This is a genomic window from Mesorhizobium sp. Root157 (genome assembly GCF_001427385.1).
Classification (GTDB): domain Bacteria; phylum Pseudomonadota; class Alphaproteobacteria; order Rhizobiales; family Rhizobiaceae; genus Mesorhizobium.
This window is the reverse complement of record NZ_LMGJ01000037.1, coordinates 69,650-95,079: the sequence shown is the minus strand read 5'-3', so window position 1 is coordinate 95,079 and position 25,430 is coordinate 69,650. Positions and strand designations below refer to the sequence as shown.

Here is a 25,430-nt window from a genome sequence, read left to right as displayed (position 1 = left end):
CTTGCCGATACGCAATGACGGGAACCTTTTTCGTGCAATACCATCCAATGCACAGAACGCGGAGGATAACCCATGGCATCTGTTGGCAAACCCCTTGCGCAAGGCACGGCAGCTCTCAGCGACAGCGAACTGGTGGAGCGGGCGCAAGCCCGTGACGCGACTGCCTTCCGCACCATCATGAAGACGCACAACCAGCGGCTCTACCGGCTTGCGAGAGGCATCGTGCGCAACGACAGCGAAGCCGAGGACATCGTCCAGGAAGGCTATGTTCGCGCCTTCTCGCATCTCGACGGCTTTCGCGGCGATTCCTCGCTCGCCACCTGGCTTTCGCGCATCGTCATCAACGAGGCGCTGGGGCGCATGCGCAAGAAACGGCGTTCGATCGAAGTGCCGGAATCCAGCTATCCGCAGGCGGAAGCCAACATCATTCAGTTTCCCATCAACGTTAGCAATGACGATCCGGAGCGGACCATGGCGCAACGGCAAATCCTCCAACTGGTCGAACGGGCAACCGACAACCTGCCGGATGTCTATCGCACGGTGTTCGTTGCCCGCGTGATCGAGGGGCTCAACATCGACGAGACTTCCGAACTGCTCGGCGTCAAGCCCGAGACGGTCAAGACGCGCCTCCACCGCGCCCGCCAGCTTGTGCGCAAGGAACTGGACGCGCAGATCGGCCCCGTGCTTCTGGACGCCTTCCCGTTCGCGGGCCGACGCTGCGAGCGGTTGACCGTCGCCGTGCTCGGCCGTCTCGGCGTCTGCGAGTAGCCTGCAGCTTCCGGACTATGCGATTTCCGGGAACGTTTGTGCGTAATGCGTATCCAATGAGTAACGGACCACGGATCAAGCGCGACGCTTCGAACCGGGCCGGTACAAGGTAGGAATCAGGAATTGAGACAGTCCATTTTCATCGCGGCAACGTTGGCATTTGCCCTGATCGGCAGTGCTGCACATGCCGAAACAATTCAGGTCAAGATCGACAAGCTCGTCTTCAACCCGATCGACGTTCAGGCGAAGGTCGGCGATACGATCGAGTGGGTGAACAATGATCCGTTCGCGCATACCGCCACGGTGAAAGGCGGTTGGGAAGTGATGCTGCCGCCGAAGAAGGCGGGAACCTACGTTGTGACGGAAGCCGGCATGATCGACTACTACTGCCGGTTCCATCCCAACATGAAGGGCCGCATCATCGTATCCGCCAAGTAAAGGCGGTTCCGGACGAGCCTGCGCAAATTGCTGCAGGCAGGCATCGGATCACAGACCCGCCTCTCCCGGCCGGTGACGGCTCGCGGGGAGGCATGCAGGAGCCACGCGTCGGCTTGTGACGCGCGGCAGGCAAGGAGAGCCTCCGACAGCCGCCGCAGGCTGGCTTTCCATCGGTGCGCCGTTCCCCTTCGCGGCGCACCGGCCTGGCCGGCTCCGGCTCGCGAACATCGCGTGGCGGCACAGTAGAAAAGTCCAGCAACTCTATCCGGGGTGCCTCATGACACTTGCCGTGCGCGAAGCCGTATCTTCCGAACTCAGCAACAAGCGCGGCGAGCAGGTTGCCGCAGACCTAGCCATGGGCCGCCAGGCAACCATTTCGAACGCCCTGTGCACTGCCTTCGGCCAGGGCAGTTGCACCGAATTCCTGTCGAGCAGGCGGCTGACGTCCTTCCGCAAGAACGACGTCATCTACAATGTCGGCGACCACGACCGTGTCTTCTTCTTCATCAAGAGCGGCTTCGTGAAGGTGGGCGCAACGACCTCGAGCGGCAGCGACGTCATCTACGACCTGCGCCGTTCCGGCGATGTCGTGGGCGAACTTTGTCTCACGGAGACGGAGCGTCCGGACTGGGCGATCGCCCTGGAGAAGGTCGAAACGGTCGCGGTGCCTTTGTACGAAATCAGGCAGATCCTGGCGGCGAAGCCGGCGATGATGGCGGCAATGATCGACGTGTTCGGCCATACCCTCAAGGACGCTTACGGCCAGATCAACACTTTGGCCGCCGACGGCACCGTCCGCCGGCTGGCCAATGTGCTGTCGGTGCTGGCCCGCAAGGTCGGCCGGCAAGCCGGCCCGATGGTCGAAATTCCCATCTATCTTACCCAGGAAGAGATCGCGCAGATGGTGGTGGCGCGTCGAGAAAGAATATCGACGGCCTTGAACACCCTTAGAAGAAATGGCGTCGTGCAATACACGACGCGCGGCCTTCTCATGGTTGACCAAGACAAACTGGAAGCGTTGTCCGATCTTTCATTCGGATAATAAATCCAGGTTGTTACAATGGTAACTGACAATCCTCCTTCCATGCGTAACCATCGACAATAGAATTTGATGCGTCCTTTGAAATCCTGGATGTGATCGAATTCCAGCGTATGACCCCGAAAATCGATTTCGATCTTCGGAAGGGACCATGCGCAGATTCAAAGTTCTACAGCGTACTTTGCGCGTCCAATTGGACGCCCGGCGCTGTAGTGGCAAAAGAACTCGAATGTCTGAGGGTGTCATGAAACGGAAAGCTCTGCTGATAGGAACGGCGGCTTCGCTCGGAATGGCTATGGCTGTCGGCGCGACGACCGCGGCCAAGGTCGACGGATACGACGCGACGGCCGGCAAGTACGCACGCACCATGCTCGATCAGGGCAAGAAGACCTTTCGCTACGATACGTTCGGCAGCGAGGCTTTCTGGGGCGATGCACTGCAGTTGCACAAGGCTGTAGCCGGCGAAAAGAATGGAGGCGTCGGCCCCGGCGTCTCGCCAAAGACGGCGCTTGCGGTCGGCTTGAAGGTGGATGCGGATGTCCTGCCCAAGTCCCTCAAGCGCAAGATCGCTGCCGGCAAGGTCAATCTCGACGATCCGGCAACGACACTGGCTCTGCTCAAGCTGAATGCGGTGGTCGGCGTCAAGGCGTTCCTGAACAAGGACGGCAGCGTCAGGTCGATGGGCGTCCAGTGCTCGCTGTGCCACTCGACCGTCGACGATTCCTTTGCGCCGGGTATCGGCAAGCGCCTCGACGGCTGGGCCAACCGTGACCTCAATGTCGGCGCGATCGTTTCCCTGGCGCCAAGCCTCAAGCCCTTCACAGACCTGCTCGGCGTCGACGCCGATACTGTCAGGAAGGTCCTGGCTACCTGGGGTCCCGGCCGTTACGACGCCTATCTCGACAAGGACGGCAAGGCGCTGCGGCCGGACGGCAAGTCTGCCGCGACGATGATCCCGCCGGCCTTCGGCCTTGCCGGTTTCAACCTTGCGACTTCGACGGGCGCAGGCTCGGTGACCTATTGGAACGCTTACGTCGCCGGCACGCAGATGCACGGCATGGCGACCTTCATCGACGAGCGCTTCGACGACAAGAAGCAATATCCGGTCGCCGCGAAATCGGGTGCCGGTCATACGCGCCATTCGCCCGACGATGCCACCGGCAAGCTGGCGGCGCTGCATTTCTACCAGCTTTCCCTGCCTGCCCCGAAAGCTCCCGCCGGGTCCTTCGACAAGGCGGCCTTCAAGCGCGGCCAGGTGGTGTTCGAAGGTGCGGGCAAGTGCTCGACCTGCCATGTGCCGCCGCTGTTCACCGAACCCGGTTACAACATGCATACGCCGGAAGAGATCGGTGTCGACAGCTTCCAGGCCGACCGCTCCCCGACGCACATGTACCGGACGGCTCCGCTGGCCGGACTGTGGTCACACCAGAAGGGCGGCTTCTACCATGACGGCCGGTTTGCCAGCCTGCTCGACGTGGTCAACCACTACGACAAGCAGTTCAGCCTGAAACTCAGCCAGCGCAACAAGACCGATCTGGTCGAGTACCTGAAAGGCATCTGATCCATAGCCCCTGGAGCGCGTCGCGATCTACAGATACGCCGGCGCGCTCTAAGTAATTGTTTTCATGAATATCGTTATCCCGAAACCGGTTCCCGTTTTCGGGCGACATGCATAAGGCAATTCCGGGAAACAGCTTGTCGTCTTTCCGGGATTGCAAGGCTGAGGTCAGCGCGGCCCTTGCCGCGCACATCCTCTGCCCGGCAGCGGAAAGCGAGCATGCAGGACGAGGGTGGTCGTCCCTGCTTTGCCCTTTCCATTTGCCGGGCAGAGGTTTTTTTGTGGCTATGGTGAACCGGTAGTCAAGTCTCCGGAGCGTGACCCGCATCGCGTTTCCAAGGCGAATTTGCTAAAAATCCATCCTTGTGCGCCGTGCCGGCCCGGTTTTTCGGGTCAGTTCGCTTCCTCGAAGAAAAATTTGTGCGCTTCCCGGTCGCACTTTTCATCCAAGCTGCGCGGCGTTCTTAGAAGTATTGATATGTGCGTCCGACACTCGGCAGAATGCGCGTTTCAAGAATAGTTCGTAGCAACTTTCTTGCATCATATTAGCAATATCATTCGTTTGTGTCGGCGAAATTGCCGAGTCATCTCTCCTGCCGACGGACTTCAAAACCGCATGATTTCAACATGTTCGCGCTGCCGCACGCTGCGGCGGCAACGACGATGCTTTGCCATGTGGACGAGGGAGCAAACGGATGACGGCACTTCAATTCCCCGGTCCAGGGTTCTCGGCGGAGCAGTGGGAGCGGCTGAGCTCGCTGGCGGTGTCATTGCAGCCCGGCCAGGCGCTTTGGATCAGCGGCTACTTCGCCGGCATCGGGCATAGCGCCCGCGCATTCACCGGCGCTTCGGACCCGGCCTTCCCGCTGCCAGGACAGCCGATAGCCGCCCCGGCTGCTGTCGCCGCCCGCACGCTCACCATTCTCCATGGCAGCGAGACCGGCAACAGCACCGGCATCGCCAAACTGCTGGCCGCGGCCGCGCGCAAGGCGGGGGTCGAGCCGGCGCTCGCCGACATGGCCGAATACAAGCCGCGCAAGCTGAAGGACGAGCAGGACATCCTGATCGTCACCAGCACGCATGGCGAAGGAGAGCCGCCGCTTTCGGCGGTCGGATTCTTCGAGTTCGTGGAAAGCCGCAAGGCGCCACGTCTAGAAGGCGTGCGCTATGCCGTGCTGGCGTTGGGCGATTCCACCTACGAGTATTTCTGCGGCGCCGGCAAGCGACTCGATGCACGGCTGGCCGAACTGGGCGCGGAACGCCTGCATGAGCGCGTCGATTGCGATGTCGACTACGACGACCCGGCGGCGGACTGGCTCAAGGCCGCCATTGGGAAGATCAAACCTGAAGGCACGCCCACCGGCAAGCTCAACGGCGTAGCTGCTTCGGTCGCTCCTGCCGCCTCTGCCGATGCTCCCGCCTACGACAAGCGCTCGCCGTTCATCGCGACCGTCATCGACAATCTGACGTTGACCGGGCGGGGGTCGAGCAAGGAAACCCGGCACATCGAATTGTCGCTGGCGGGCTCGGGTCTCGCCTTCGAGCCGGGCGATGCGCTGGGCGTGATGCCGCGCAACGATCCCGCCGCCGTCGATGCCCTCCTGGCCGCATTGTCGCTTTCCGCCGATGCGCCGCTTGCCGTCAAGGATCGCGCCACGACGCTCGGCGAAGCCTTGTCCGCCACGCTGGAAATCACCGCCGCGACGCCGCGCTTCATCGAGCATTGGGCTGAGTTGAGCGGGGCCGAAGACCTCAAGGCCTTGCGCGGCGAGACCGCGGTCGAAGCGCGCGCCGCCTTCCTGCGATCCAACCATGTTGTCGATATCGTTCGGCGCTTCCCGGCTCCGGGCATCGATGCCCAGACCTTCGCCGCGGGCTTGCGGCCGTTGCAGCCGCGCCTCTATTCGATTGCGTCGAGCCTGTCGTCGGCACCCGATGAGGTGCATCTGACCGTGAGCACGGTGCGCTATGACCTCAATGGCGAGCCGCGCCTCGGCGTCGCGTCGGGTCACTTCTCCCGCCAGGCCGAGCCGGACACGACGCTGCCGGTCTATGTTAAGGCCAACCCGCATTTCCGGCTGCCTGCGGACGACGCCCCGATCATCCTGATCGGCGCCGGCACCGGCGTCGCTCCCTATCGTGCCTTCCTGCAGGAGCGCGAGGCGAGGGGTGCGTCAGGCAAATCCTGGCTGTTCTTCGGCGAGCGCAACTTCGACAGCGATTTCCTCTACCAGACCGAATGGCAAGGATTGCTCAAGGACGGTGTGCTAAGCCGCATGAACGTCGCCTTCTCCCGCGACGGCGCCGCCAAGACCTATGTGCAGCATCGTCTGCGCGAACAGGCGCGCGACGTCTATGCATGGCTGGAGGAAGGCGCCCACCTCTATGTCTGCGGTGATGGCGCGAGGCTGGCTCCCGACGTCCATTCCACGCTGGCGTCGATCGTTAGTGAACAGGGCGGGCTCGGCAAGGCCGCCGCCGCCGAATACCTCGCCACGCTCAAGAGCAGCCACCGCTACCAGATCGACGTTTATTGAGGCCGGCCATGACCCTGCTTGAAAACGACCGCAGCCGCGACCTTTCCCAGCCGCTCGATAGGCTGGGCGCGGACGAAACGCTGAAGGCCAACAGCGACCAGTTGCGCGGCACCATCGCTGCCGGCCTCGACGCCGAACTGACGGCCGCCGTGCCCGGCAACGACATCAAGCTGATGAAGTTCCACGGCGTCTACCAGCAGGACGATCGCGACATCCGCGACGAGCGCCGCCGCCAGAAATTGGAACCGGCCTATCGTTTCATGGCGCGGGTGCGTCTGCCGGGCGGCGTCCTTTCGCCGGCGCAATGGCTGAAGCTGGATGAGCTTGGCCGTGCCTATGGCGGCGAGTCGCTCAGGCTGACGACACGCCAGACCTTCCAGTTCCATTACATCCACAAACAGAACCTGCGCTCGCTGATCCAGGGTTTGCATGACGTCCTGCTGGACACCAAGGCTGCCTGCGGCGACGATTCGCGCGGCGTCATGGCGTCGATCAATCCGCAATTGTCGGCACTGCATGCGCAGGTCCATGCGCTGGCCAAGAAAGCCAGCGACCATGCCATTCCCAAGACCGGCGCGTACAAGGAGATCTGGTATGGCGAGGAGCGGACCCCGGTCAGCGGGCCGGAGGAACCGCTTTACGGCAAGACCTACATGCCGCGAAAGTTCAAGATCGGCTTCGTCGTCCCGCCGATCAACGACATCGATGTCTACGCCCAGGACCTCGGCTTCATCGCCATTGTCGAGAACGGCAAGCTTGCCGGCTTCAACATCGCCATCGGCGGCGGTATGGGCCGCACCGACCAGGCGCCGCAGACCTATCCGCGGCTTGCCAGCGTCATCGGCTTCGTGCCGGCCGACAAGGTGCTGGAAACCTGCGATGCGGTCATGGCGGTGCAGCGCGACTACGGCGACCGCCTTGACCGGGGGCGCGCCCGCTTCAAATACACCGTCGACGACAAGGGCCTCGACTGGATCACCGGCGAAATCGAAAGCCGGCTAGGCTTTTCGCTCGAACAGGCCCGTTCCTACGCATTCACCTCCAACGGCGATCCGATCGGCTGGACGACCGGCGAGGACGGACGCGAGCATTGCACGCTGTTCATCCAGAACGGACGCGTCAGCAACTTCCCGGATCGGCCTCTGCTCGACGGGCTGCGTGCCGTGGCGCGCATCCACAACGGCATGTTCCGCGTCACGCCAAACCAGAACCTGATCATCGCCGACATCGCGCCGCAAGATCGCCCGGCAATCGAGAAGGTACTGAAGGAATACAAGCTCGACGGCCTGCAGGCAGGCAGCGGGCTGCGCCTCAACTCGATGGCCTGCGTCGCCTTGCCGACCTGCGGGCTGGCGATGGCGGAAAGCGAGCGCTACCTGCCCGAGCTCGTCACCAGGATCGAAGCGATCTTGGCCGAACATGGCCTGATCGACGAGCCGATCACCATCCGCATGACCGGCTGTCCGAACGGCTGCTCGCGGCCCTATATCGCCGAGATCGCCCTGACCGGCCGCGCGCCGGGCAAATACAACCTCTATCTCGGCGGCGGCTTCCACGGCCAGCGCCTCAACAAGATGGTGCTCGAAAATGTCGGCGAGAAAGCCATCCTCGACCTGCTTGCCAAGGTGATCGGCCATTTCGCGCGCGAGCGCCTGACGGGCGAGCATTTCGGAGACTTCGCCATCCGCGCCGGCTACGCCGCCGAAGTGAAGGAAGGCAGGCTCTTCAACGCCTGAATTCTAATGAGGCGGCGGATCGCCGACCTTCGACAACGCCGGGAGCGGCCTGGCGCAACAAGAAAGACGACCCGGTTCCGCTCCGCCGGCGACAAGGACTTGCATAGAAAGGACGTTTCGCCATGGCAAATCCAGTTTCCGATTCCCTCGTCACAGCCGACTGGCTGAAGGATCACCTCGATGATCCGAAAGTGCGGGTGTTCGAGGTCAGCGTCGATCCCGGCGTCTATGCCGGCGGCCATATTCCCGGCGCCACCAACCTCGACTGGCATGTCGATCTGGTCGATACCATCAACCGCGACATCGCTTCGCGCGAGAAATTGCAGGCTACGCTGCGCAAGGCCGGTGTCGACAACGATACCACCGTCATCATCTACGGCGACCATAACAACTGGTTCGCCGCCTGGGGCGCCTGGGTGCTCGACATCTATGGCTTCGGCGCGCGCGTCAAGCTGCTCGACGGCGGCCGCAAGCTGTGGGAAGCGCGCAAGCTGCCGCTGACCGCCGACGTGCCGTCCTTCAAGGCTTCAGCCATCGAGTTGCCCAACCGCGACAACAGCCTGCGCGCCCGTCTCACAAACGTGCTCGAGGTTGCCGAAGGCCGCATCGACGGCAAGCTGATCGATATTCGCTCGCCGGACGAATACACCGGCAAGATCTTCGCGCCGGAAGGGGTGAAGGAACTGTCGATCCGCGCCGGCCACATTCCCGGCGCCGAGAACGTGCCGTGGGCGACCATCGTCAACGACGACGGCACCTACAAGCCGCTCGACGAGATCCGCAAGATCTACGCCGACAAGGGCGTCGACGGCTCGAAGCCGGTCATCACCTATTGCCGTATCGGCGAGCGGTCCAGCCATAGCTGGTTCGCGCTGAAGCGCCTGCTCGGCTATGAAGTGCGCAACTATGACGGCTCCTGGACCGAATATGGCAATGCCGTCGGCGTTCCGGTGACCAACAAATCCGGCACCGTCTGGCTGGGAAAATAAACACCCGGCCTGCAAGCCAAAACGCCTGCCCGGCCCGCTGTCAGCTTCGCTGGCGGCGGGCTTTTTTATGGGATTTCATAAGACCTTGCCGTACGCAACCGCCGACATAAGCTGGTCCCAAATCGACGTTTTGCCACCAGCCAAGCACGCGAAACGCAGAAGTATTGTCATCTCGGGTGCCTATTACACTTGCAAAAAATATCATATTTACATGCCCTTGCCGCTCGCCGACCCTATGAGGGAGAACCTGCCCATCCGGGCTGGACACGCTCGGGAGGCCGACGACAATGAACGACATGACAGCTTTGGAGATGCAGGACCTGCTGATCGACGGGCGCCGGGTCGCCCCCTTGACGGGGCGCTATTTCGCCACCGTCAACCCGGCGACCGAGCAGGTGATCGCTCAGGTCGCAGAGGCAGGCGTCGAGGATATCGATGCAGCCGTGCGCTCGGCCCGCAAGGCGTTCGAAGGCGAGTGGGGCCACATGAAGGCCAGCGATCGGGGCCGGCTGCTTTTGAAGCTCGCCGACCTTATCGGCCGGAACGAAGACGAACTGGTGATGCTGGAGAGCCTCGATTCCGGCAAGCCGGTTTCGGCCATCCGCCGCCAGGACCTGCCGGCGGTGATCGACACGCTGATCTACTATGCGGGCATGGCCGACAAGATCAACGGTCAGGTGATTCCGGCCCGCACCGATGCCCTAACCTACACGGTGCGCGAACCGCTCGGCGTCGTCGGCGCGATCATCCCGTGGAACTTCCCGCTGATGATCGGCATGTGGAAGATGGCGCCGGCGCTGGCCTGCGGCTGCTCGGTTGTGCTGAAGCCTGCCGAGATCACCCCGCTCAGCGCCCTCAGGATCGGCGAACTGGCACTGGAAGCCGGTTTCCCGGCCGGGGCGCTCAATGTCGTTCCAGGCTTCGGCAAGGTCGCCGGCCAGGCGCTGGTGGATCATCGGGATGTCGACAAGGTCACCTTCACCGGTTCTCCGGTGGTGGGCCGCCAGATCCTGCAAAGCGCTGCCGGCAACCTCAAGCGCGTCACGCTGGAACTCGGCGGCAAGTCGGCCAACATCATTTTCCCCGATGCCGATATCGACGCGGCTGTGAAAGCTGCCGGCTCCGGCATCTTCTTCAACACCGGGCAGGTGTGCTCGGCCGGTTCTCGCATCCTCGCCCATGCCGATATCTATGACGAGGTTGTCGAGCGGCTGGCAGCGCGCGCCAAGTCGATGCGTCTCGGCGATCCGCTGGAAGCCTCGACCTCGATGGGGCCGCTGGTCTCCGAAGTGCAGATGAACCGCGTGCTCAACTACATCGACGTAGGCCGCAACGAAGGCGCTTCGGTGGTGGCGGGCGGCGCGCGCGCCACCGAGACCGGCTACTACGTCCAGCCGACGGTGTTCGTCGGCGTCGAGCACGAAATGCGGGTGTCGCAGGAAGAGATCTTCGGCCCGGTCGCCACCGTCATCAAGTTCATCGACGACGAGGATGCGCTCCGGATCGCCAACGGCACCGTCTACAGCCTCGCCGCCGGCGTGTGGAGCGCCGACATCAACCGTGTTCACCGCTTCGCGCGGCAGTTGAAGGCGGGCACGGTGTGGATCAACACCTACGGCCCGACCGACATTCGCCTGCCGTGGGGCGGGGCGCGCGATTCGGGCTTCGGCCGCGAGCACGGCGACATGGCCATCGAGAACTTCACCGAACCGAAGGTGGTCTGGATCAACACCGGCCGCTGAGCCACTAGCACCTTGTTTTCACGCAACTCCTGACGGAATGCGGTATCCGCAGCCGCCGGGATTGCCCCAACCGCACTGTTTTCTCTTAAAACCCGCATGCCGCGGGATCGGGAAAGCTGTGCCTTCACACGAAAGGAGCAGCCATGCGTATTGCCATCATCGGACAACAGGCGTTCGGCGCCAGCGTCCTCGAAGCGTTCATCAAGCGCGGCGACGAAATCGCCGGCGTGTTCTGCGCCCCGGAGAAGGCCGGCGCCAAGCCGGACCCGTTGCGGCTCGCCGCCGAAAAGGAAGGCCTGAAGGTCTTCCAGTTCCCGTCATTGAAGGGCGAACCGGCCAAGCAGGCGCTCAAGCAACTCGACGTGGAACTCGGCGTCATGGCCTATGTGCTGCAGTTTGCGCCGCAGGACTTCGTCAACATCCCCAAGCACGGCATGATCCAGTACCATCCCTCGCTGTTGCCGCTGTATCGCGGTCCAAGCTCGATCAACTGGCCGATCATCAAGGGTGACAGACAGACCGGCCTCACCATCTTCCGCCCGGACGATGGGCTCGACGAAGGTCCGGTGATCCTGCAAAAGACCGCGGCCATCGGCCCGGACGACACGCTGGGCAGCGTCTATTTCAACCATCTGTTCCCGCTCGGCGTCGAGGCGATGCTGGAAGCTGCCGACCTGGTGGTTGCCGGCAAGCACCAGGAGATCGTCCAGGACGAGAACCGGGCCAGCTACGAAGGCTGGTGCAAGGACAAGGAAGCCCAGATCAACTGGCATGCCCATATCGACCAGATCTACAATTTGATCCGCGGCTGCGATCCGGCGCCCGGCGCCTGGACCACCATCGGCGGCATCAAGGTGCGTATCTACGAGACCCGCAAGCATCCGGTGCGGCGCTTCGAGGACGTGCGCGGCAAGCCGGGCGAGATCTGCGCCATCGGCGAAAAGGGCGCCAGCATCATCGTGCAGGGCGGCCAGGTCGAACTCATCAAGGTCAAGCCGGAAGGCGGCGCCAAGATGTCTGCCGCCGAGTTCTTCACCAAGATCGGCTTCGATATCGGCAATGCCCTGACAGACCCGCTGCCGCTGCCCGAAGCCGCCTGATGTGACCGCCTCCTCCCAAGGCTGACTGCTCGTGCCGCGCACCCCGAAACGGCTGCGCGGCACGAAGCGTCAATACAAGCGGTTGCTGGTTACTCCGGGGGAGTGGGCGGAGGCCCATCTTCCGCCTCTTCCTCGTCGTCGCGCGCGGGGATGACATAGGCACCCTTCAGCCAGCGGCCGAGGTCGACGTCCTTGCAGCGCTTGGAGCAGAACGGATAGGTGTCGCGCGCCGACGGTCTGCCGCATTCCGGGCACGGTCTTTTGGGGCGAAGCGGTGTCACCGCCGATTTGTTGTCCGCCGTCATGACAATCCGCTTGCCGGCCAGTTGGCGTGGGTCTTGAAGCCCTCGCCGGAAAGCAGGGCTACCGTCTCATAGAGCGGCAGGCCGACGACATTGGTGTAGGAACCGACCAGCTTGACCACGAACGAGCCTGCCAGGCCCTGCACGGCGTAGCCGCCGGCCTTGCCGCGCCATTCGCCCGAAGCGATGTATTTTTCGATTTCCTCGCGCGACAGACGCTTGAAGCGCACACGCGTTTCCACCAGCCGCTGACGCAGCTTGCCGCCCGGCGCAACGACGCAGATGCCCGAATAGACGCGGTGCGAGCGGCCGGACAGCAATTGCAGGCAATTGGCGGCGTCGTCGATGGTTTCGGCCTTGGGCAGGATGCGCCGGCCGACAGCCACCACGGTATCGGCGGCCAGAACGAAGCCAGGCGCGTAGTGAGCCTCGGCCATCAGCGAGACGAGCGCCTTCTCCGCCTTGTCCTTCGAAAGGCGCTTGGCCAGAGAACGCGGGTGCTCGGCCCGCAGCGGCGTTTCATCGACATCGGCCGGAAACACGCGATCGGGTTCGATGCCCGCCTGCTGCAGCAGTTCGATCCTGCGCGGCGAGCCGGAGGCAAGCACAAGCTTGTGCGGTCTGCTCTCAGCCATTCAAAGCCGTGCCCTGAGCGATGACTATTTGAAACGATAGGTGATGCGGCCCTTGGTCAGGTCGTAGGGCGTCATCTCGACCAGAACCTTGTCGCCGGTCAGCACGCGGATGCGGTTCTTGCGCATGCGGCCAGCGGTATGGGCGATGATCTCGTGTTCGTTTTCGAGCTTGACCCTGAACATGGCGTTCGGCAGCAATTCCGTCACCACGCCCGGAAACTCGAGGACTTCTTCCTTCGGCATTCGATACCTTTGCTTGGATGGCTTTCCGGCGCGTCGGCTGGAAATTGCGCGGAACCTATATGATAAACTCGCTTTTGTGAACATGCTTAGAGCATGTTGGATCGATGTTGTCCTATGTCTGCCTGCCTTGCGCGTCCGATGGCAGAAAGCGGCCGCGGATACGGGCCTTCAGCCGCTCGCGGACATCGCGGTAGGCGGCCATGATCTGCTCGCGGGTTCCGGTGATCGTCGTCGGATCGGGCATGGGCCAGTATTCGACATCGACTGACATGGAGCGTGTGAATTCCAGCGCCGCATGATGCGCCTGCGGCGACAGGGTGATGATCAGGTCGAAATAGGCATCTTCCAGTTCCTCCATCGAACGGGGATGCCTCTCGCCAAGTGAGATTCCGTCTTCGGCAAGCACGGCATCGACGAACGGGTCGCGATCGCCCCGATGCACGCCTGCCGATGCCAGGAATATGTCGGCCGGCAGAACGTTTCTCGCCAGCACCTCGGCCATCGGCGAGCGCACCGCGTTCATGCCGCACATGAACAGTATGGAGCGAGGCGCTGAGGCAACCGTTGACAGGTCAACCTCGCCAATGCAGCACGCAAACCAGCGTGAACAGGCGCCGCGCCGTGTCGAAATCGATGTCGATCTTTCCGGACAGCCGGTCGAGAAGCGTCTGCGAGCCTTCGTTGTGCAGTCCGCGCCGGCCCATGTCGATCGCCTCGATATGGCTGGGCGTCGCCGAACGGATGGCGTCGTAATAGCTCTCGCAGATCATGTAGTAATCCTTGACGATGCGCCTGAACGGCGTCAGCGACAGGATATGGGTGACCACGGTCGTGCCGTTCTCGCGGCTGACGGCGAAGATCAGCCTGGATTCGGCAAGCGACAGTTTCAGCTTGTAGGGCCCGCTCCCGTCGTCGGTGACCGGGCGGAAATTGTTCTCCTCGATCAGGTCGAAGATCGCCACCGCGCGTTCATGTTCGACGTCGGGGGTAGAGCGGCCGATCGTCTCGTCGAGTTCGACGTCGATCAGCCGGTTGCGGTTCGGATCGTGGCCCGGCATCGCCGCCTACATGTTCAAGCGGATGGCGACGGAGCGCCCATGCGCGTCGAGGCCTTCGGCCTTGGCCAGAGCGATCGCTGCCGGGGCCAGCGCCCGCAACTGCGCGGCGCCAAGCTTCAGGATCGAGGTGCGCTTGACGAAGTCGAGCACGGAGAGGCCCGACGAGAAGCGGGCCGAACGCGCTGTCGGCAGTACGTGGTTGGAGCCGCCGACATAGTCGCCGATCACTTCCGGCGTATGACGGCCAATGAACACCGCGCCGGCGTTGCGGATGCGCGACAGGAAGGTTTCCGCCTCGTCGATGGCCAATTCCAGGTGCTCGGCCGCGATGCGGTCGACCAGCGGCACCGCGTCATCGAACGAATCGACCAGGATGACGGCGCCGAAATCGCGCCAGCTCTGCGCCGCCGTTTCGGCGCGGGACAGATCCCGCAACTGGCGCTCGACAGCAGCCTCGACCGCCTTGCCGAAACCGGCATCGTCGGTGATGAGGATGGACTGCGCCGACGCATCGTGTTCGGCCTGGGCCAGCAGGTCCGCCGCAATCCATTCGGGATCGTTGGTAGCATCGGCTACGACCAGCACCTCGGACGGCCCGGCGATCATGTCGATGCCGACCGTGCCGAACACCTGGCGCTTGGCCGCCGCCACATAGGCATTGCCCGGACCGACGATCTTGGCCACCGGCCGGATCGTTTCGGTACCAAAGGCAAGGGCGGCCACCGCCTGCGCGCCGCCAACGCGGTAGATTTCGGTAATGCCGGCGAGATCGGCGGCGACCAGCACCAGCGGGTTGATCGTGCCGCCGGAGGCCGGCACCACCATGACGATGCGCTCGACGCCCGCCACCAGGGCCGGCACGGCGTTCATCAGGACGGAACTTGGATAGCTTGCCGTGCCGCCCGGCACATAGAGCCCGACCGATTCGATCGCCGTCCAGCGCGAACCGAGCTCCACGCCGATGGCATCGACATAGCGGTCGTCTGCCGGCTTCTGGCGGGCATGGTGGGAATGGATACGGTCGCGCGCCAGCTTCAGGGCCTCGACGGTCGCGGCATCGGCTGCCGCATAGGAAGCCTTGATGTCGGCCCCGGAGACGGCGATGCCGAGTTCGCCAAGGTCGGCCCTGTCGAACTTTCGGGTGTAATCGATCAGCGCCTTGTCGCCATCGGCGCGGACGCGCTGGATGATGTCGCGCACGACCGCATCGACATCGGCCGAGACTTCGCGCTTGGTGGACAGGAAGGCGGCAAAGCGCTGCGCGAACCCTGGTTCGGACTGTCTAAGGGTAATGGCCATCGCTTGCTCAGATCCTGTGCCAGGGACGCGACGCTGCCTGCCATGCGCCGCCAAGGTCGGCAAGGCGCGCTTCGACGCACTCGACATCGAGCATCACCGCGCCGCCGCCGGAAAAAACCAGTTCGACGATGCCGGCCGGCGCAGCGATCGGAATGTAGCTGACGGCAAGCAGGGAAAGCACGTCTTCGGGCTTGCTGCGCGCAATGCCCGAGGTCTTGGCGCCCAGCACGCGGTCGAAATGGAGCACGCTTTGGCGACGCTCATTGTGCTTGCGCAGGAAGCCTGTTTTCCGCTCCCAGGCGAAGCGGTTCATCGCAACTACGAAACGCTTGGCGGCGGGCAGGAATTCGAGATCGCCGACCTTCAGCACGGCATCCTGCACATGCGCCGAGATGACGTTCAGGTCCTGGCCGTCGAGCGCGATGAGCTTGAGTGCATCCATGCCGGTTTCGCACCTGCGAAGGTTTTTCGTTCAGCCTTCTGTTAGGCGGTCTTTCGAGCCCGCGCAACCGGGATGCGAAGGCGAGGGTCAATCATCCGGAAATGCGCTCGATGACGGCGCCGCAGCCGGAAAGCTTCTCTTCGAGACGTTCAAAGCCTCGGTCGAGGTGATACACCCGGTTGACGAGGGTCTCGCCTTCGGCGGCGAGACCGGCAATGACCAGCGAGACGGATGCGCGCAGGTCGGTTGCCATCACCGGCGCGCCCTTCAGCTTCGACACGCCCTCGACGATCGCCGTCTGCCCCGAAAGGGTGATGTGGGCGCCGAGGCGGGCAAGCTCCTGCACGTGCATGAAGCGGTTTTCGAAGATCGTCTCGGTGATGTGCGACTTGCCCTTGGCCATCGTCATCAGGCCCATGAACTGCGCCTGCAGGTCGGTCGGGAAGGCGGGGAACGGCGCCGTCGTGATGTCGACCGGCGCGATGCCGGCGCCGTTGCGCCTGACGCGGATGCCGGCATTGGTCGGCGTGATCTCGGCGCCTGTCTGGGCGATGACGTCGAGCGCTGCCTGCAAAAGGTCCGGCTCGGCGCCTTCCAGCAAGACATCGCCGCCGGTCATCGCCACGGCCATCGCGTAGGTGCCGGTTTCGATGCGGTCGGGAATGACGCGGACGCTGGCACCAGACAACTGGTCGACGCCGTCAATGGTGATGGTGGAGGTGCCGGCCCCGGAAATCTTCGCGCCCATCGCGTTCAGGCAATCGGCGAGGTTGACGATTTCGGGCTCGCGGGCGGCGTTTTCCAGCACGGTTTCGCCGCGCGCCAGCGATGCCGCCATCATCAGCACATGGGTGGCGCCGACCGAAACCTTCGGGAAGACGTAGCGGTTGCCCCTGAGGCGGTTCTTGGCCTTGGCGATGACATAGCCGTTTTCAACATCGATCCCGGCACCCAGCGCCTGCAAGCCGTCGATGAACAGATCGACCGGCCGCGTGCCGATGGCGCAACCGCCGGGCAGCGAGACGCGCGCCTCGCCCATGCGGGCAAGCAGCGGGCCGATGACCCAGAACGAAGCGCGCATCTTGGAGACGAGTTCGTAAGGGGCGGTGGTGTCGACGATATTGCGGGCGGTGAAGTTGACGGTGCGCGAATAGGCTTCGCTCTGCTTGGGTCGGCGGCCGTTGACGGAATAGTCGACGCCGTGGTTGCCGAGAATGCGTGTCAGCTGCTCGACGTCGGCCAGATGCGGCACGTTTTCGAGGGTCAGCGTGCCATCGGTCAGCAGCGAGGCAATCATCAACGGCAGCGCCGCGTTCTTTGCGCCCGAAATCGGTATGCTTCCGGAGAGCTCGTTGCCCCCGACAATTCTGATGCGATCCATGAAGAGAGATCCCTGCGGCCAGAACGGCCAGCTTTCAATCGGTTGAGTCCGGTCCGTCTAAACGATTGGCCGGCACTGTTCAAGAAATTGCATGTTTCGGATGCCGCTTGCGTGTCGCCAGCGTCACTCTTTTGGCCTCTCCGCCGCCGCCAGCCCTTCCGGGCGCGTATCCGCCTCGCCGGTGCGCCGGGAACGCGATTGCGCTTTGCGCTTCTGCAGATTTGCGCGCAGAGCCTCCGCCAGACGGGCCTTGCGCCTGTTGTCGCCGCCGCTCGCCGCTTCCTTCTTTTGTGTCATCCGCTTGTCCCCAGCGTCGAAAACCAATAGCCGGGAATGTGGCAAGCCCATGTCGGCGGCAACGGCTTTTCACAAGCTGCCACAGATGCCTTGCGCTCTGGGAAGTGATGTGGCAGAAGTCCGCCGCATCTGGAATGCTGCCGTAGCTCAGTGGTAGAGCACTCCCTTGGTAAGGGAGAGGTCGAGAGTTCAATCCTCTCTGGCAGCACCATTCCTTCCCAACCCGATCTCATCGACAAGACGCAGCGTGCCACACGCGACAAGCCCGCATTCGACCTTCAGCCGGCCAGTTCGACCGAGCGCAGGCGGGCTGCCTCGACGGCTTCGGTGAGCAATCTGGTCAAGCGGTCGTCACCCATCAGCACGGCAAGGGCCGCCGCCGTGGTGCCGTTCGGACTAGTGACCTGTTGGCGCAGCACGCCCGGTTCCTCGGTACTTTCAGCCGCCAACGAGGCCGCACCGTATACCGTTTGCCTGGCGAGCAGTTTGGCGGTCTCGGCCGGCAGGCCGGCCTTTTGCGCGGCTTGCGTCAGCGCTTCGATGAAATGGAAAATGTAGGCCGGTCCCGAGCCCGACACTGCCGTGACGGCATCCATCAGGGCTTCGTCCTCGATCGTCGCCACTTCGCCGCTGGCCGAAAGCAGGTCGGCGACCAGGCTCTTTGCCGCGTCGCTGACGAGGCGGTTGGAATAGAGCACCATCATGCCCTTGCCGATGGCGGCGGGTGTGTTGGGCATGCAGCGCATCACCGGCGCGCGTTCGCCAAGTATGGCCTCGAACGTCGCCACCGCCGTGCCGGCGGCGATACTGACGAAAGTGGTGCGGCCGTCGCCAAAGCGCTTGTAGCCTTCGACGACGCCACGAATGACCTGCGGCTTGACCGCGACCACCACCAGTTCCGGGACCGCATCGGCGGCAATCGCGTTGGCATTGGCAGCAGTCAGGCAGCCGAGCACCGCCGCACGGCCGCGCAGATTGTCGTTCGGCTCGACAACGAAGACCTCCCCGGCCTTCAGCTTGCCGGCTTTTATCCAGCCAGACAGCATGGCGTAGCCCATATTGCCGCAACCGACGAGAACAAGCCTGATCGTCATGGAAATCCTCCGAGAACGGCCCTCAATAGACAATCCCTCCGCTGCGGGAAAGGCCTTCAGCGGTGAAGAGCGGAAGCGATCGGCCGCAGTGATACCTGCCGCAGGCCAAGCAGACCGAAAAGGAAAAACAGCCAGACCGGATCGGCACGGCGGAAGAAGAAGCTTTCGAGGAACGCGTTGAGGGCGGCGAACAGCACCACCATCATGAAGAAGTCGCCGAGATAGACGTTTTCCTTGCGCAGCGGGATGCGCATGTAGTCGCGCAACGGCGCTACAAGGAAGGTATAGGCAATCACGCACAGCGCCGGAATCCCCATCAGCACGGCCGCGTCGAGATAGCCGTTGTGACCATGCACGATGGAGCGAATATCCCAGGCTCGGTCGAATGGCTGATCCTGGTTCAACAGAAGCGGCGTGCCCCAGAAGCTCTCATAGCCATAACCGGTCCATGGGCGTTTCGCCAGCATCTCGCCGGCGAACTGCCACAAAGTGGTGCGGCCGGTATAGGTCAGGTCGGGAAAGTAGTGCGCGGCAAGCACCTTCATCGGCTCCAGGAACACGATGCCGAGCGTTCCCAGCGCGGTCGCGCCGATGGCAAGCAGGAACAGGACCGGCGTACCGAGCCGCATGCCGACAAGGCCCGGCAGCATGACCATAAGGATGGAGAACGGCACCAGCCCCGCCGTTGTCTTGGAGCCGGTGTGCAGCATGAAGTTCATGGCGGCGAGAAAGATCAAGGCGCCCCAGATGCGCCGGCCGCGCCGGAACAGGTAGAGCCCGGCGAAGCTGAAGCAGGCCATGACGGGGCCGGCGATGTTCTTGTGCGCAAATACGCCGCGCCACAGGCCGGCATGCTCGGGCTCCTGCGAATCGGCCGTATGCAGCGCCTCGTGCGGGAAGACGATCAAGCCGGCGTAAGACAGGCCCATCACGATCACGACGGTGAAGATGAGGACGGTGGAAAAAGCCTCGGCATCGCGCGGCAGGGCCAGGATCGTGGCCACCGCCATCATGGCGATCAGGGTAAAGGAGGCGGTACGCATGGCTGTGGCCGGATCGGCTGCCATGGCGACGGAAAGCATAAAAAAGCAAAGCGTCAAAAGCCAGGAAGGACTGAGCTGCGAACGCACGACCTTCGGGTCGGCAAGCGCGAGCAGCGCAAACAGCGAGATCGCGCCAAGTGCGCCAAAGCCGAGCTGGTTGACGATGTCGCCGCCGTCGCCGCCGCCTTCCGCGCCTGACGGCTGGAAGGGCCGGAACGAAACCAGCAGCACGGTGAACAGGAGTGCCGCGACCGCCGTCGCCACGCCGTCGCGCGTGAACGCGGCGGCAAGCGGCGCGCGCTCAGTTCTTTTCAGGCTGCCGGTATTGCTCATTGGCATATCCGAATTCGGCCATGACGCGCCCGAGCGCCACATAGGCCGGGTAGGCGGCTACGGACGGCGACCCGGTACTGACGAGGCGCAACAGTCCGCGAAACGGCGATGCGGCCAGCAGCGCCAGGCTCTTTGCAAATACCCTGGCCGTGGCAAAGGGGGTGCCGGCGCGCTTTTTCTTTTCGACCAGCGTCGAGATCACGCCGTTGCGCAGGCTGCGTGCGCGGATCCAGCCGGCTTCGGTGCGTCGCGCCGGGACTGTCTCCAGCACCTTTGCCTCGGCGCACCAGCCAAGGGTAAAGCCGCGTTGCGCCGCACGGCTGAGGAAGTCCGAATCGCCGCCGCCCATGAAGTTGAACTGCAGGTCGAGATAGGGCGGCCCCATGGCTTCCAGCACGGCGCGGCCGACCAAAAGGTTGCCGGACGAATAGAGCGCGGCGACGCGGCCGCTTTCGCGGTGCGGCGGGGCAAAGACGGGATGCGACGCCCATGCGGCATCCGAGGGCTCGCTGAAAAGCGGCACTTGCGGCCCGCCGACGATATCGGCTGGCAGGCTCTCGGCGGCGGTGCACAAATGTTCCAGCCAGTCGGGATCGGCGACCTCATCGTCATCGATGACCAGCAGATGGCGAAAGTTGGGGAAATTGGCGACTGCCGTTTGCCAGCCGGCGTTGTAGGCGCTGCAATTGCCGCGCTCGTGGGCAATGATGATCATGCCTTCAAGCACGGCGTTTTGGAACAGGGGCGATGCCGCGACGGCGCCTTCGCGAAGCTCTGCTTCGTTCTCCATTACGATCACCGCGAAGCGGCGCGGGGTCTTCTGAAGCCGCAGCGAATCGAGCGTGGCCAACACCTGCTCCGGGCGCTTGAAGGTCGGCAGCGTCACCACCGCTTCGATCGCCTCGGTGTTCAGGCCGGGCGAGCGCGCGACGATGGATATGACATCGTGTGTTGGCAAGGAATTCATCGCAAAGGGTCAAGCGTTCCGGCGTCTGCGATAGCACCCTGACGATAAGACTTCGTTAATCACCTTTCGTTGCGAAGCGACTGAAAATACCAGAATCGGATTACGAGCGGTCCATGCTTAAGCAAGGTTTCACGCTGGCGCTGCTAGTGGACAGACCTCGGAAAGGTCAGATGAACCTGCTGTTCGCCACATCGATCGTGCCAGACGGCGCTGCTTCGTCCGGCTATGACATCGCCAATGCCGCGATCATTGACGCCTTGCGCCGTGCAGGTGCCGGCGTGACGGTGATCGGCTTTACCTGGCCTGGGAAGCCGCCCATCGATCCAGACCGCACGGTGGCGCTGGGCAGCCTCGATGTGCGCACGCAAGGCGCGTCGGCAATGCAGAGGCTTGCCTGGGCGGCCAGGGCCATCTGCTCCGGACTGACATTTTCTTCCGCGAAACTGCGCATCGTCGATGAAGCGAAAGTGCGCCAAGCGATCCGGGAGGCCGGACCTTTCGACGCCTATGTGTTGAACTCGGTGCAGTTCGCGGGCGCTTTCGAACGTGTGCTTGGCGACAGGCCAACGCTGTTCGTGGCGCACAATGTCGAGCACAATTCCGCCAGCGAGAACGCGGCCGCGGCCGCCAGCATGATCCAGCGCCTGCTCTTCCGACGCGAGGCCCGGCTCCTCAAAGTGCTGGAGGAGAGGCTTTGCACCCGCGCCCGCTTCGTCTTCACCCTGGCGGAAGAGGACCGCGCCGCGCTGGGGGTCGCCTCCGGTGCGCGCTCGATTGCCCTGCCTCTGGTCACGACCCCGCTCGCCCCGCGAAAAACGCCGCGCCCTATCGATTGCGACGCAGCCCTCATCGGCACCTGGACGTGGCAACCCAACCGCATCGGGCTTGACTGGTTCCTCGGTCATGTCGTGCCCTATCTGCCGGGTGATTTCCGCATCCGTATCGCCGGCAGCGCGCCGGCCGACCTGTCCAGCCCGCATCCCGGCGTCGAATTCGTCGGACGCGTCACCGACGCGCGGGCTTTCGTGCGCAGCGCTGCCGTCATCCCGCTGATCAGCACCGCCGGCTCCGGCGTGCAGTTGAAGACGATCGAGACGTTCGAACTGGGCCTGCCATCGGTGGCCACCAGCCGCTCGCTGCGCGGCATCGCCCACCGGCCCGCCAATTGCATCGTGACCGACGACCCGAAAGCTTTCGCGGCGGCACTGGTCAAGGCCGCCTCGGCGCCGGGTAGCGATGCAGACGGCGCGGCATTCCATACCCGGCAAATGAAGGCTCTGGACGATGCAATCGCCAGAGGCCTGCGGGCGCTCGACCCTGCAAGGCAAGAGGCGTTCGCGTGAACGTCCATGCCGCACGCGCCGCCTTCGGCCGCAATGCCTGGAAATCCATCCTCGGCATTCCCGTGGTCAGCGTCGGCTGGAACCAGGCGATTTCGCTGCTCACCCACATGATCGATGACCGGCGTTTCACCAAGGTCACCTTCCTCAACGCGCACAACGCCAATCTTGCCTATGCCGATCCGGTCTTTGCCGAGGCGCTCGACGATTTCCTGATCCTGCCCGATGGCGTGGGCGTCGACCTCGCCGCCAAGGTTCTGTACGGGACGCCGTTCCCGGCCAACCTGAACGGAACCGACTTCGTCCCAGCGCTTTTGCAGTCGTCGATCCGCCCGCTGACGGTTGGGCTGCTCGGAACGACACGGATCAACGCCGAGGCGGCGGCGCACAAATTCAGCGCCCTGTCGCCCCAGCACCGATTTGAAGTGATTCACGACGGTTATTTCTCGGCCCCGGAAGAAACCGGCATCGTCGATCGCATCGCCCGCTTGCGGCCCGATATCCTTCTGGTCGCCATGGGTGTGCCGCGGCAGGAATTGTGGATTGCCCGCAACATCGATGCCAGCCACTGCACAATGCCGATCGCGGTCGGTGCTCTGCTGGATTTCATGAGCGGCGCGGTACCCCGCGCGCCGCTTTGGGTGCGCAGATTGCGCCTCGAATGGGTGTTTCGCCTGCTGATCGAACCGGGCCGGCTGTGGCGGCGCTACATTGTCGGCAATCCGCTGTTCCTTTGGCGTGTCGCCCGCCAGAAATTTCTTGGCAGGCCGGAGCCTGCCGGAGAACCGCGGTGAACAGCCGGGCCGAACCGCAATCCCTTGCCAAACGGCTGGAGCCCATAGCGGCGCCATCCGCCGCCATCGTTACGGCCAGCTACGCCCCTGACCTGGAGCGGTGCCGATTGCTTTGCGAAACGCTGGATCGTTACGTTACCGGAACAAGCCATCACTACCTTCTGGTCGAGCAGCGCGACGTGGCGCTGTTCCGGCAACTTGAAGGCCGGCATCGCACGGTCGTCGATGAAAAAGACATCCTGCCGCGATGGCTGCGTGCGTTAAGGGACCCGCTCAGCCTGTTCAACCGGCGCATCTGGCTGAGCCTGCGGACGAAACCGCTGCGCGGTTGGCATGTCCAGCAGCTTCGCCGCATCGCCATTGCGGCTCACATTATCGAGGACGTGCTGGTCTATTGCGATTCCGACGTGGCGTTCCTCAAGCCGTTCGACTGCGGCGCGTTCTGGCGCGACGGCAAGGTGCGGCTGTTTCGACGTGATCATGCTTTTGCGAGGAGCGTGCCGGAGGAACATCAAACCTGGTCGCGCAACGCCGGCAAGCTGCTTGGCATCGCCGCGCCTTCCGTCTCGCCCCACGACTACATTTCCACGCTGGTCGCCTGGCGTCGCAAATCGGTTACGGCCATGTGCGCGCATATCGAGCAAGTACAGGGCCGGGACTGGGTCGAAGCCATGGGGGCGGACCGCCGGTTCTCGGAATGCCTCGTCTATGGCCGCTTCGTTGACGAAGTCCTCGGCGGCACGGATCATTTCCATGGCGCGGAAGAGTTCTGCCGGGTTCATTGGACGGGCGAGGCGCTGTCTGACGACGCGTTCCGCGCTTTCGTTGCGGCAATGACGCCCGAACAGGTCGCCATCGGCCTGCAATCCTTCATCGGCACCGATCTTGGCCGCATTCGCCGGCTGATCGATACTGGCGCGTAACCAGGTCAGATCGCCTTTGGCGGGCGGCGCATCGCCGAATAGGTGAGCACGGCCGAGGCCAGATACAAGATCAGGAAGACCCCGTTCAGCGCCAGGACGAGTTGCGAGGTCTGGTCGAAGCTTTTCAGCACGGCCACAAGCAGCACGGCCTTGAGCCCGGCCAGCACCGCAAGGTTGAGCGCCCGCACCAGCGTCTGCCCGCGCGCGAACAGAAGCTCGGCCTGGTATTCGACCAGATTGCGCAGGCCCGGAACGCAGAGCGCCAGAAGGACGAGGGGCGCTGCCTCGGCCACGTTCCTGCCGAGCGCGGCGGGAAAGAAATGCAGGACGCCGCCGAGCGCCACGAGGCCCAGCGTCGAAACCGCGAAGATGCCGCCCTCGATGCCGCTGCGCACGGAAAGCCGCGCGAGGAGTTGAGGCGTGCGCATCATGCGCTGCACCAGCATCATGGAGAAGGTGCGGATCGGGATCGCTGTGAGATCGACCAGCCGCATGATGATCGCATAAAGGCCGGCCAGGTGCGGGCCGCCGATTGCCAGCACAAGCAGCTTGTCGAACTCCATCTGCAGGTAGAACAGCACTTCCGCGCCGGCCACGTAAACCGAATCGGCGAGCCGCCGCCAGTAGAGTTCGATGCGCAGCCGAAGCCGCTGCCTTGGATAGAAGGCGCCGAATGCGACGAGCAGCGCTATCGCGTTGGCGCCGATATAGAACCACGACCAGGATTCGAGCGTGGGGGCAGGCAAGAGCATGAACAGGACAGCGGCAAGTGCGCGCAGCGCCGCCGTCAGAATGGCCAGCAAGGCCGCCTTGCCGAACAGGCCAAGTCCGTTGTTGACGATCATCGCCACTTCCACCGGACGCCACAGAAGCGCCTCCGCGAACACGATGGCGGCGAAGGCCGCAAGCGCGACGTAGCCGGAAAAGAAGATGAGATAGACGCCATAGGAAGCGGCAGCCAGCAGCGGCAGCGATAGCAGCGCCAACAGAAGGAAGCCGGCCGTGAACGTGCCGATCAGGTTCGGGCGGATGGTGGCGGTCCGGTAAAGCGCTGAAATGAAGCCGAAAGCCAAAAGCCGCGACAGCATCACCCCGGCGGCGGAAGCGGTGGCGAACATGCCGAACTCGGCAATGGAAAGCGTGTTGGCCAGCGCAATGAAATAGACCAGCGAAAACACCAGCCGTCCGCCGGCGCCACTCACCGCCGACAAATAGTCGCGCAACAAGCCCTTGCGCTCGGCAACGAAGCTACCGAGCCGGGCAAGCCTTCCCTGCTTAATGATGTCTCCGGCCTCTGTCATCGCCATCGAGCGTAGTGAAGAAAACTTAATGCCGCCCTTCGGAGCAGGTGCCGCAAGAGGCTGCATCCTTG

Annotated in this window: 25 protein-coding genes and 1 tRNA gene; 13 read left to right on the top strand and 13 right to left on the bottom strand. The window is 63.4% G+C overall.

Annotated features, from left to right (window positions below):
* Window positions 1-72: 72 nt before the first annotated feature.
* The 9 genes from ASD64_RS18850 (at window position 73) to ASD64_RS18810 (ending at window position 11,907) form a co-directional block, all read left to right on the top strand.
* A complete protein-coding gene (locus ASD64_RS18850; protein WP_056108347.1) occupies window positions 73-768 on the top strand; it encodes an RNA polymerase sigma factor in 696 nt (231 codons plus the stop codon).
* A 123-nt stretch (window positions 769-891) separates the two neighbouring features.
* A complete protein-coding gene (locus tag ASD64_RS18845) occupies window positions 892-1,206 on the top strand; it encodes a cupredoxin family copper-binding protein (protein WP_056108343.1) in 315 nt (104 codons plus the stop codon).
* Between the two features lie 277 nt (window positions 1,207-1,483).
* Window positions 1,484-2,248, top strand: coding sequence for a Crp/Fnr family transcriptional regulator (locus ASD64_RS18840; protein ID WP_056108340.1), 765 nt, complete (start codon window positions 1,484-1,486; stop codon window positions 2,246-2,248).
* A gap of 241 nt (window positions 2,249-2,489) precedes the next feature.
* Window positions 2,490-3,806, top strand: a complete 1,317-nt coding sequence (locus ASD64_RS18835) for a hypothetical protein (RefSeq protein WP_056108337.1) — start codon at window positions 2,490-2,492, stop codon at window positions 3,804-3,806.
* 692 nt (window positions 3,807-4,498) lie between these two features.
* Window positions 4,499-6,340 (top strand): assimilatory sulfite reductase (NADPH) flavoprotein subunit, encoded by a 1,842-nt coding sequence (locus ASD64_RS18830; protein ID WP_056108334.1) that lies wholly within the window; start codon window positions 4,499-4,501, stop codon window positions 6,338-6,340.
* An 8-nt stretch (window positions 6,341-6,348) separates the two neighbouring features.
* Window positions 6,349-8,076 carry an NADPH-dependent assimilatory sulfite reductase hemoprotein subunit gene (locus ASD64_RS18825; protein WP_056108331.1) on the top strand — a complete coding sequence of 576 codons (1,728 nt, stop codon included), beginning with the start codon at window positions 6,349-6,351 and terminating at the stop codon, window positions 8,074-8,076.
* A 122-nt stretch (window positions 8,077-8,198) separates the two neighbouring features.
* Window positions 8,199-9,065 (top strand): sulfurtransferase, encoded by an 867-nt coding sequence (locus ASD64_RS18820; protein WP_056108328.1) that lies wholly within the window; start codon window positions 8,199-8,201, stop codon window positions 9,063-9,065.
* A gap of 287 nt (window positions 9,066-9,352) precedes the next feature.
* Window positions 9,353-10,807, top strand: coding sequence for an aldehyde dehydrogenase family protein (locus ASD64_RS18815; RefSeq protein ID WP_056108326.1), 1,455 nt, complete (start codon window positions 9,353-9,355; stop codon window positions 10,805-10,807).
* A gap of 143 nt (window positions 10,808-10,950) precedes the next feature.
* Window positions 10,951-11,907: a methionyl-tRNA formyltransferase gene (locus ASD64_RS18810; RefSeq protein WP_056108324.1), complete on the top strand. Its 957-nt coding sequence runs from the start codon at window positions 10,951-10,953 to the stop codon at window positions 11,905-11,907.
* Between the two features lie 89 nt (window positions 11,908-11,996).
* Here the strand turns inward: ASD64_RS18810 and yacG are convergent, their stop codons facing one another.
* The 9 genes from yacG to ASD64_RS21420 form a co-directional block, all read right to left on the bottom strand.
* Window positions 11,997-12,212, bottom strand: coding sequence for a DNA gyrase inhibitor YacG (yacG, locus tag ASD64_RS18805; RefSeq protein WP_056108321.1), 216 nt, complete (start codon window positions 12,210-12,212; stop codon window positions 11,997-11,999).
* Entirely contained in the window at window positions 12,209-12,844 is a 636-nt protein-coding gene (locus tag ASD64_RS18800) for a Maf-like protein (RefSeq protein ID WP_056108318.1), read from the bottom strand. Before ASD64_RS18800 ends, yacG begins: the two co-directional genes overlap by 4 nt.
* A 24-nt stretch (window positions 12,845-12,868) precedes the next feature.
* Window positions 12,869-13,087 (bottom strand): translation initiation factor IF-1, encoded by a 219-nt coding sequence (gene infA / locus ASD64_RS18795; RefSeq protein WP_006200926.1) that lies wholly within the window; start codon window positions 13,085-13,087, stop codon window positions 12,869-12,871.
* Between the two features lie 112 nt (window positions 13,088-13,199).
* Window positions 13,200-13,610, bottom strand: coding sequence for a low molecular weight phosphatase family protein (locus ASD64_RS18790; protein ID WP_056108530.1), 411 nt, complete (start codon window positions 13,608-13,610; stop codon window positions 13,200-13,202).
* 49 nt (window positions 13,611-13,659) lie between these two features.
* On the bottom strand, window positions 13,660-14,145 hold the full coding sequence (locus ASD64_RS18785; protein WP_056108314.1) for a UPF0262 family protein: 486 nt from the start codon (window positions 14,143-14,145) through the stop codon (window positions 13,660-13,662).
* Between the two features lie 6 nt (window positions 14,146-14,151).
* On the bottom strand, window positions 14,152-15,444 hold the full coding sequence (hisD, locus tag ASD64_RS18780) for a histidinol dehydrogenase (RefSeq protein ID WP_056108311.1): 1,293 nt from the start codon (window positions 15,442-15,444) through the stop codon (window positions 14,152-14,154).
* 7 nt (window positions 15,445-15,451) lie between these two features.
* On the bottom strand, window positions 15,452-15,886 hold the full coding sequence (locus ASD64_RS18775; protein ID WP_056108308.1) for a DUF2948 family protein: 435 nt from the start codon (window positions 15,884-15,886) through the stop codon (window positions 15,452-15,454).
* A 91-nt stretch (window positions 15,887-15,977) separates the two neighbouring features.
* On the bottom strand, window positions 15,978-17,267 hold the full coding sequence (murA, locus tag ASD64_RS18770) for a UDP-N-acetylglucosamine 1-carboxyvinyltransferase (protein ID WP_056108305.1): 1,290 nt from the start codon (window positions 17,265-17,267) through the stop codon (window positions 15,978-15,980).
* A gap of 123 nt (window positions 17,268-17,390) precedes the next feature.
* Window positions 17,391-17,564: a hypothetical protein gene (locus tag ASD64_RS21420; protein WP_200957852.1), complete on the bottom strand. Its 174-nt coding sequence runs from the start codon at window positions 17,562-17,564 to the stop codon at window positions 17,391-17,393.
* A 136-nt stretch (window positions 17,565-17,700) separates the two neighbouring features.
* Between ASD64_RS21420 and ASD64_RS18760 the strand changes: the two genes are divergently transcribed.
* Window positions 17,701-17,775 (top strand) — tRNA-Thr (locus ASD64_RS18760).
* A 67-nt stretch (window positions 17,776-17,842) separates the two neighbouring features.
* Here ASD64_RS18760 and proC read toward each other — a convergent pair.
* The 3 genes from proC to ASD64_RS18745 are packed head-to-tail and all read right to left on the bottom strand — an operon-like array spanning window position 17,843 to window position 21,001.
* Window positions 17,843-18,658 carry a pyrroline-5-carboxylate reductase gene (gene proC, locus ASD64_RS18755; protein ID WP_056108299.1) on the bottom strand — a complete coding sequence of 272 codons (816 nt, stop codon included), beginning with the start codon at window positions 18,656-18,658 and terminating at the stop codon, window positions 17,843-17,845.
* 56 nt (window positions 18,659-18,714) lie between these two features.
* Complete coding sequence (locus tag ASD64_RS18750) at window positions 18,715-20,034, bottom strand: O-antigen ligase family protein (protein ID WP_056108295.1); 1,320 nt, start codon at window positions 20,032-20,034, stop codon at window positions 18,715-18,717.
* Window positions 20,003-21,001, bottom strand: a complete 999-nt coding sequence (locus ASD64_RS18745) for a glycosyltransferase family 2 protein (RefSeq protein WP_056108292.1) — start codon at window positions 20,999-21,001, stop codon at window positions 20,003-20,005. Before ASD64_RS18745 ends, ASD64_RS18750 begins: the two co-directional genes overlap by 32 nt.
* Before the next feature lie 170 nt (window positions 21,002-21,171).
* Here ASD64_RS18745 and ASD64_RS18740 point away from each other — a divergent pair, with 170 nt between their 5' ends.
* From ASD64_RS18740 to ASD64_RS18730, 3 genes are read left to right on the top strand one after another with little or no spacing between them, the layout of a single operon-like run.
* Window positions 21,172-22,344 (top strand): glycosyltransferase family 4 protein, encoded by a 1,173-nt coding sequence (locus ASD64_RS18740; RefSeq protein ID WP_056108289.1) that lies wholly within the window; start codon window positions 21,172-21,174, stop codon window positions 22,342-22,344.
* Complete coding sequence (locus ASD64_RS18735) at window positions 22,341-23,135, top strand: WecB/TagA/CpsF family glycosyltransferase (protein ID WP_056108286.1); 795 nt, start codon at window positions 22,341-22,343, stop codon at window positions 23,133-23,135. Before ASD64_RS18740 ends, ASD64_RS18735 begins: the two co-directional genes overlap by 4 nt.
* Complete coding sequence (locus ASD64_RS18730) at window positions 23,132-24,058, top strand: DUF6492 family protein (protein WP_056108283.1); 927 nt, start codon at window positions 23,132-23,134, stop codon at window positions 24,056-24,058. The genes ASD64_RS18735 and ASD64_RS18730 overlap by 4 nt, the downstream gene beginning before the upstream one ends.
* A gap of 5 nt (window positions 24,059-24,063) precedes the next feature.
* Here ASD64_RS18730 and ASD64_RS18725 read toward each other — a convergent pair whose 3' ends face one another.
* Complete coding sequence (locus ASD64_RS18725; RefSeq protein WP_056108527.1) at window positions 24,064-25,359, bottom strand: lipopolysaccharide biosynthesis protein; 1,296 nt, start codon at window positions 25,357-25,359, stop codon at window positions 24,064-24,066.
* Window positions 25,360-25,430: the final 71 nt, after the last annotated feature.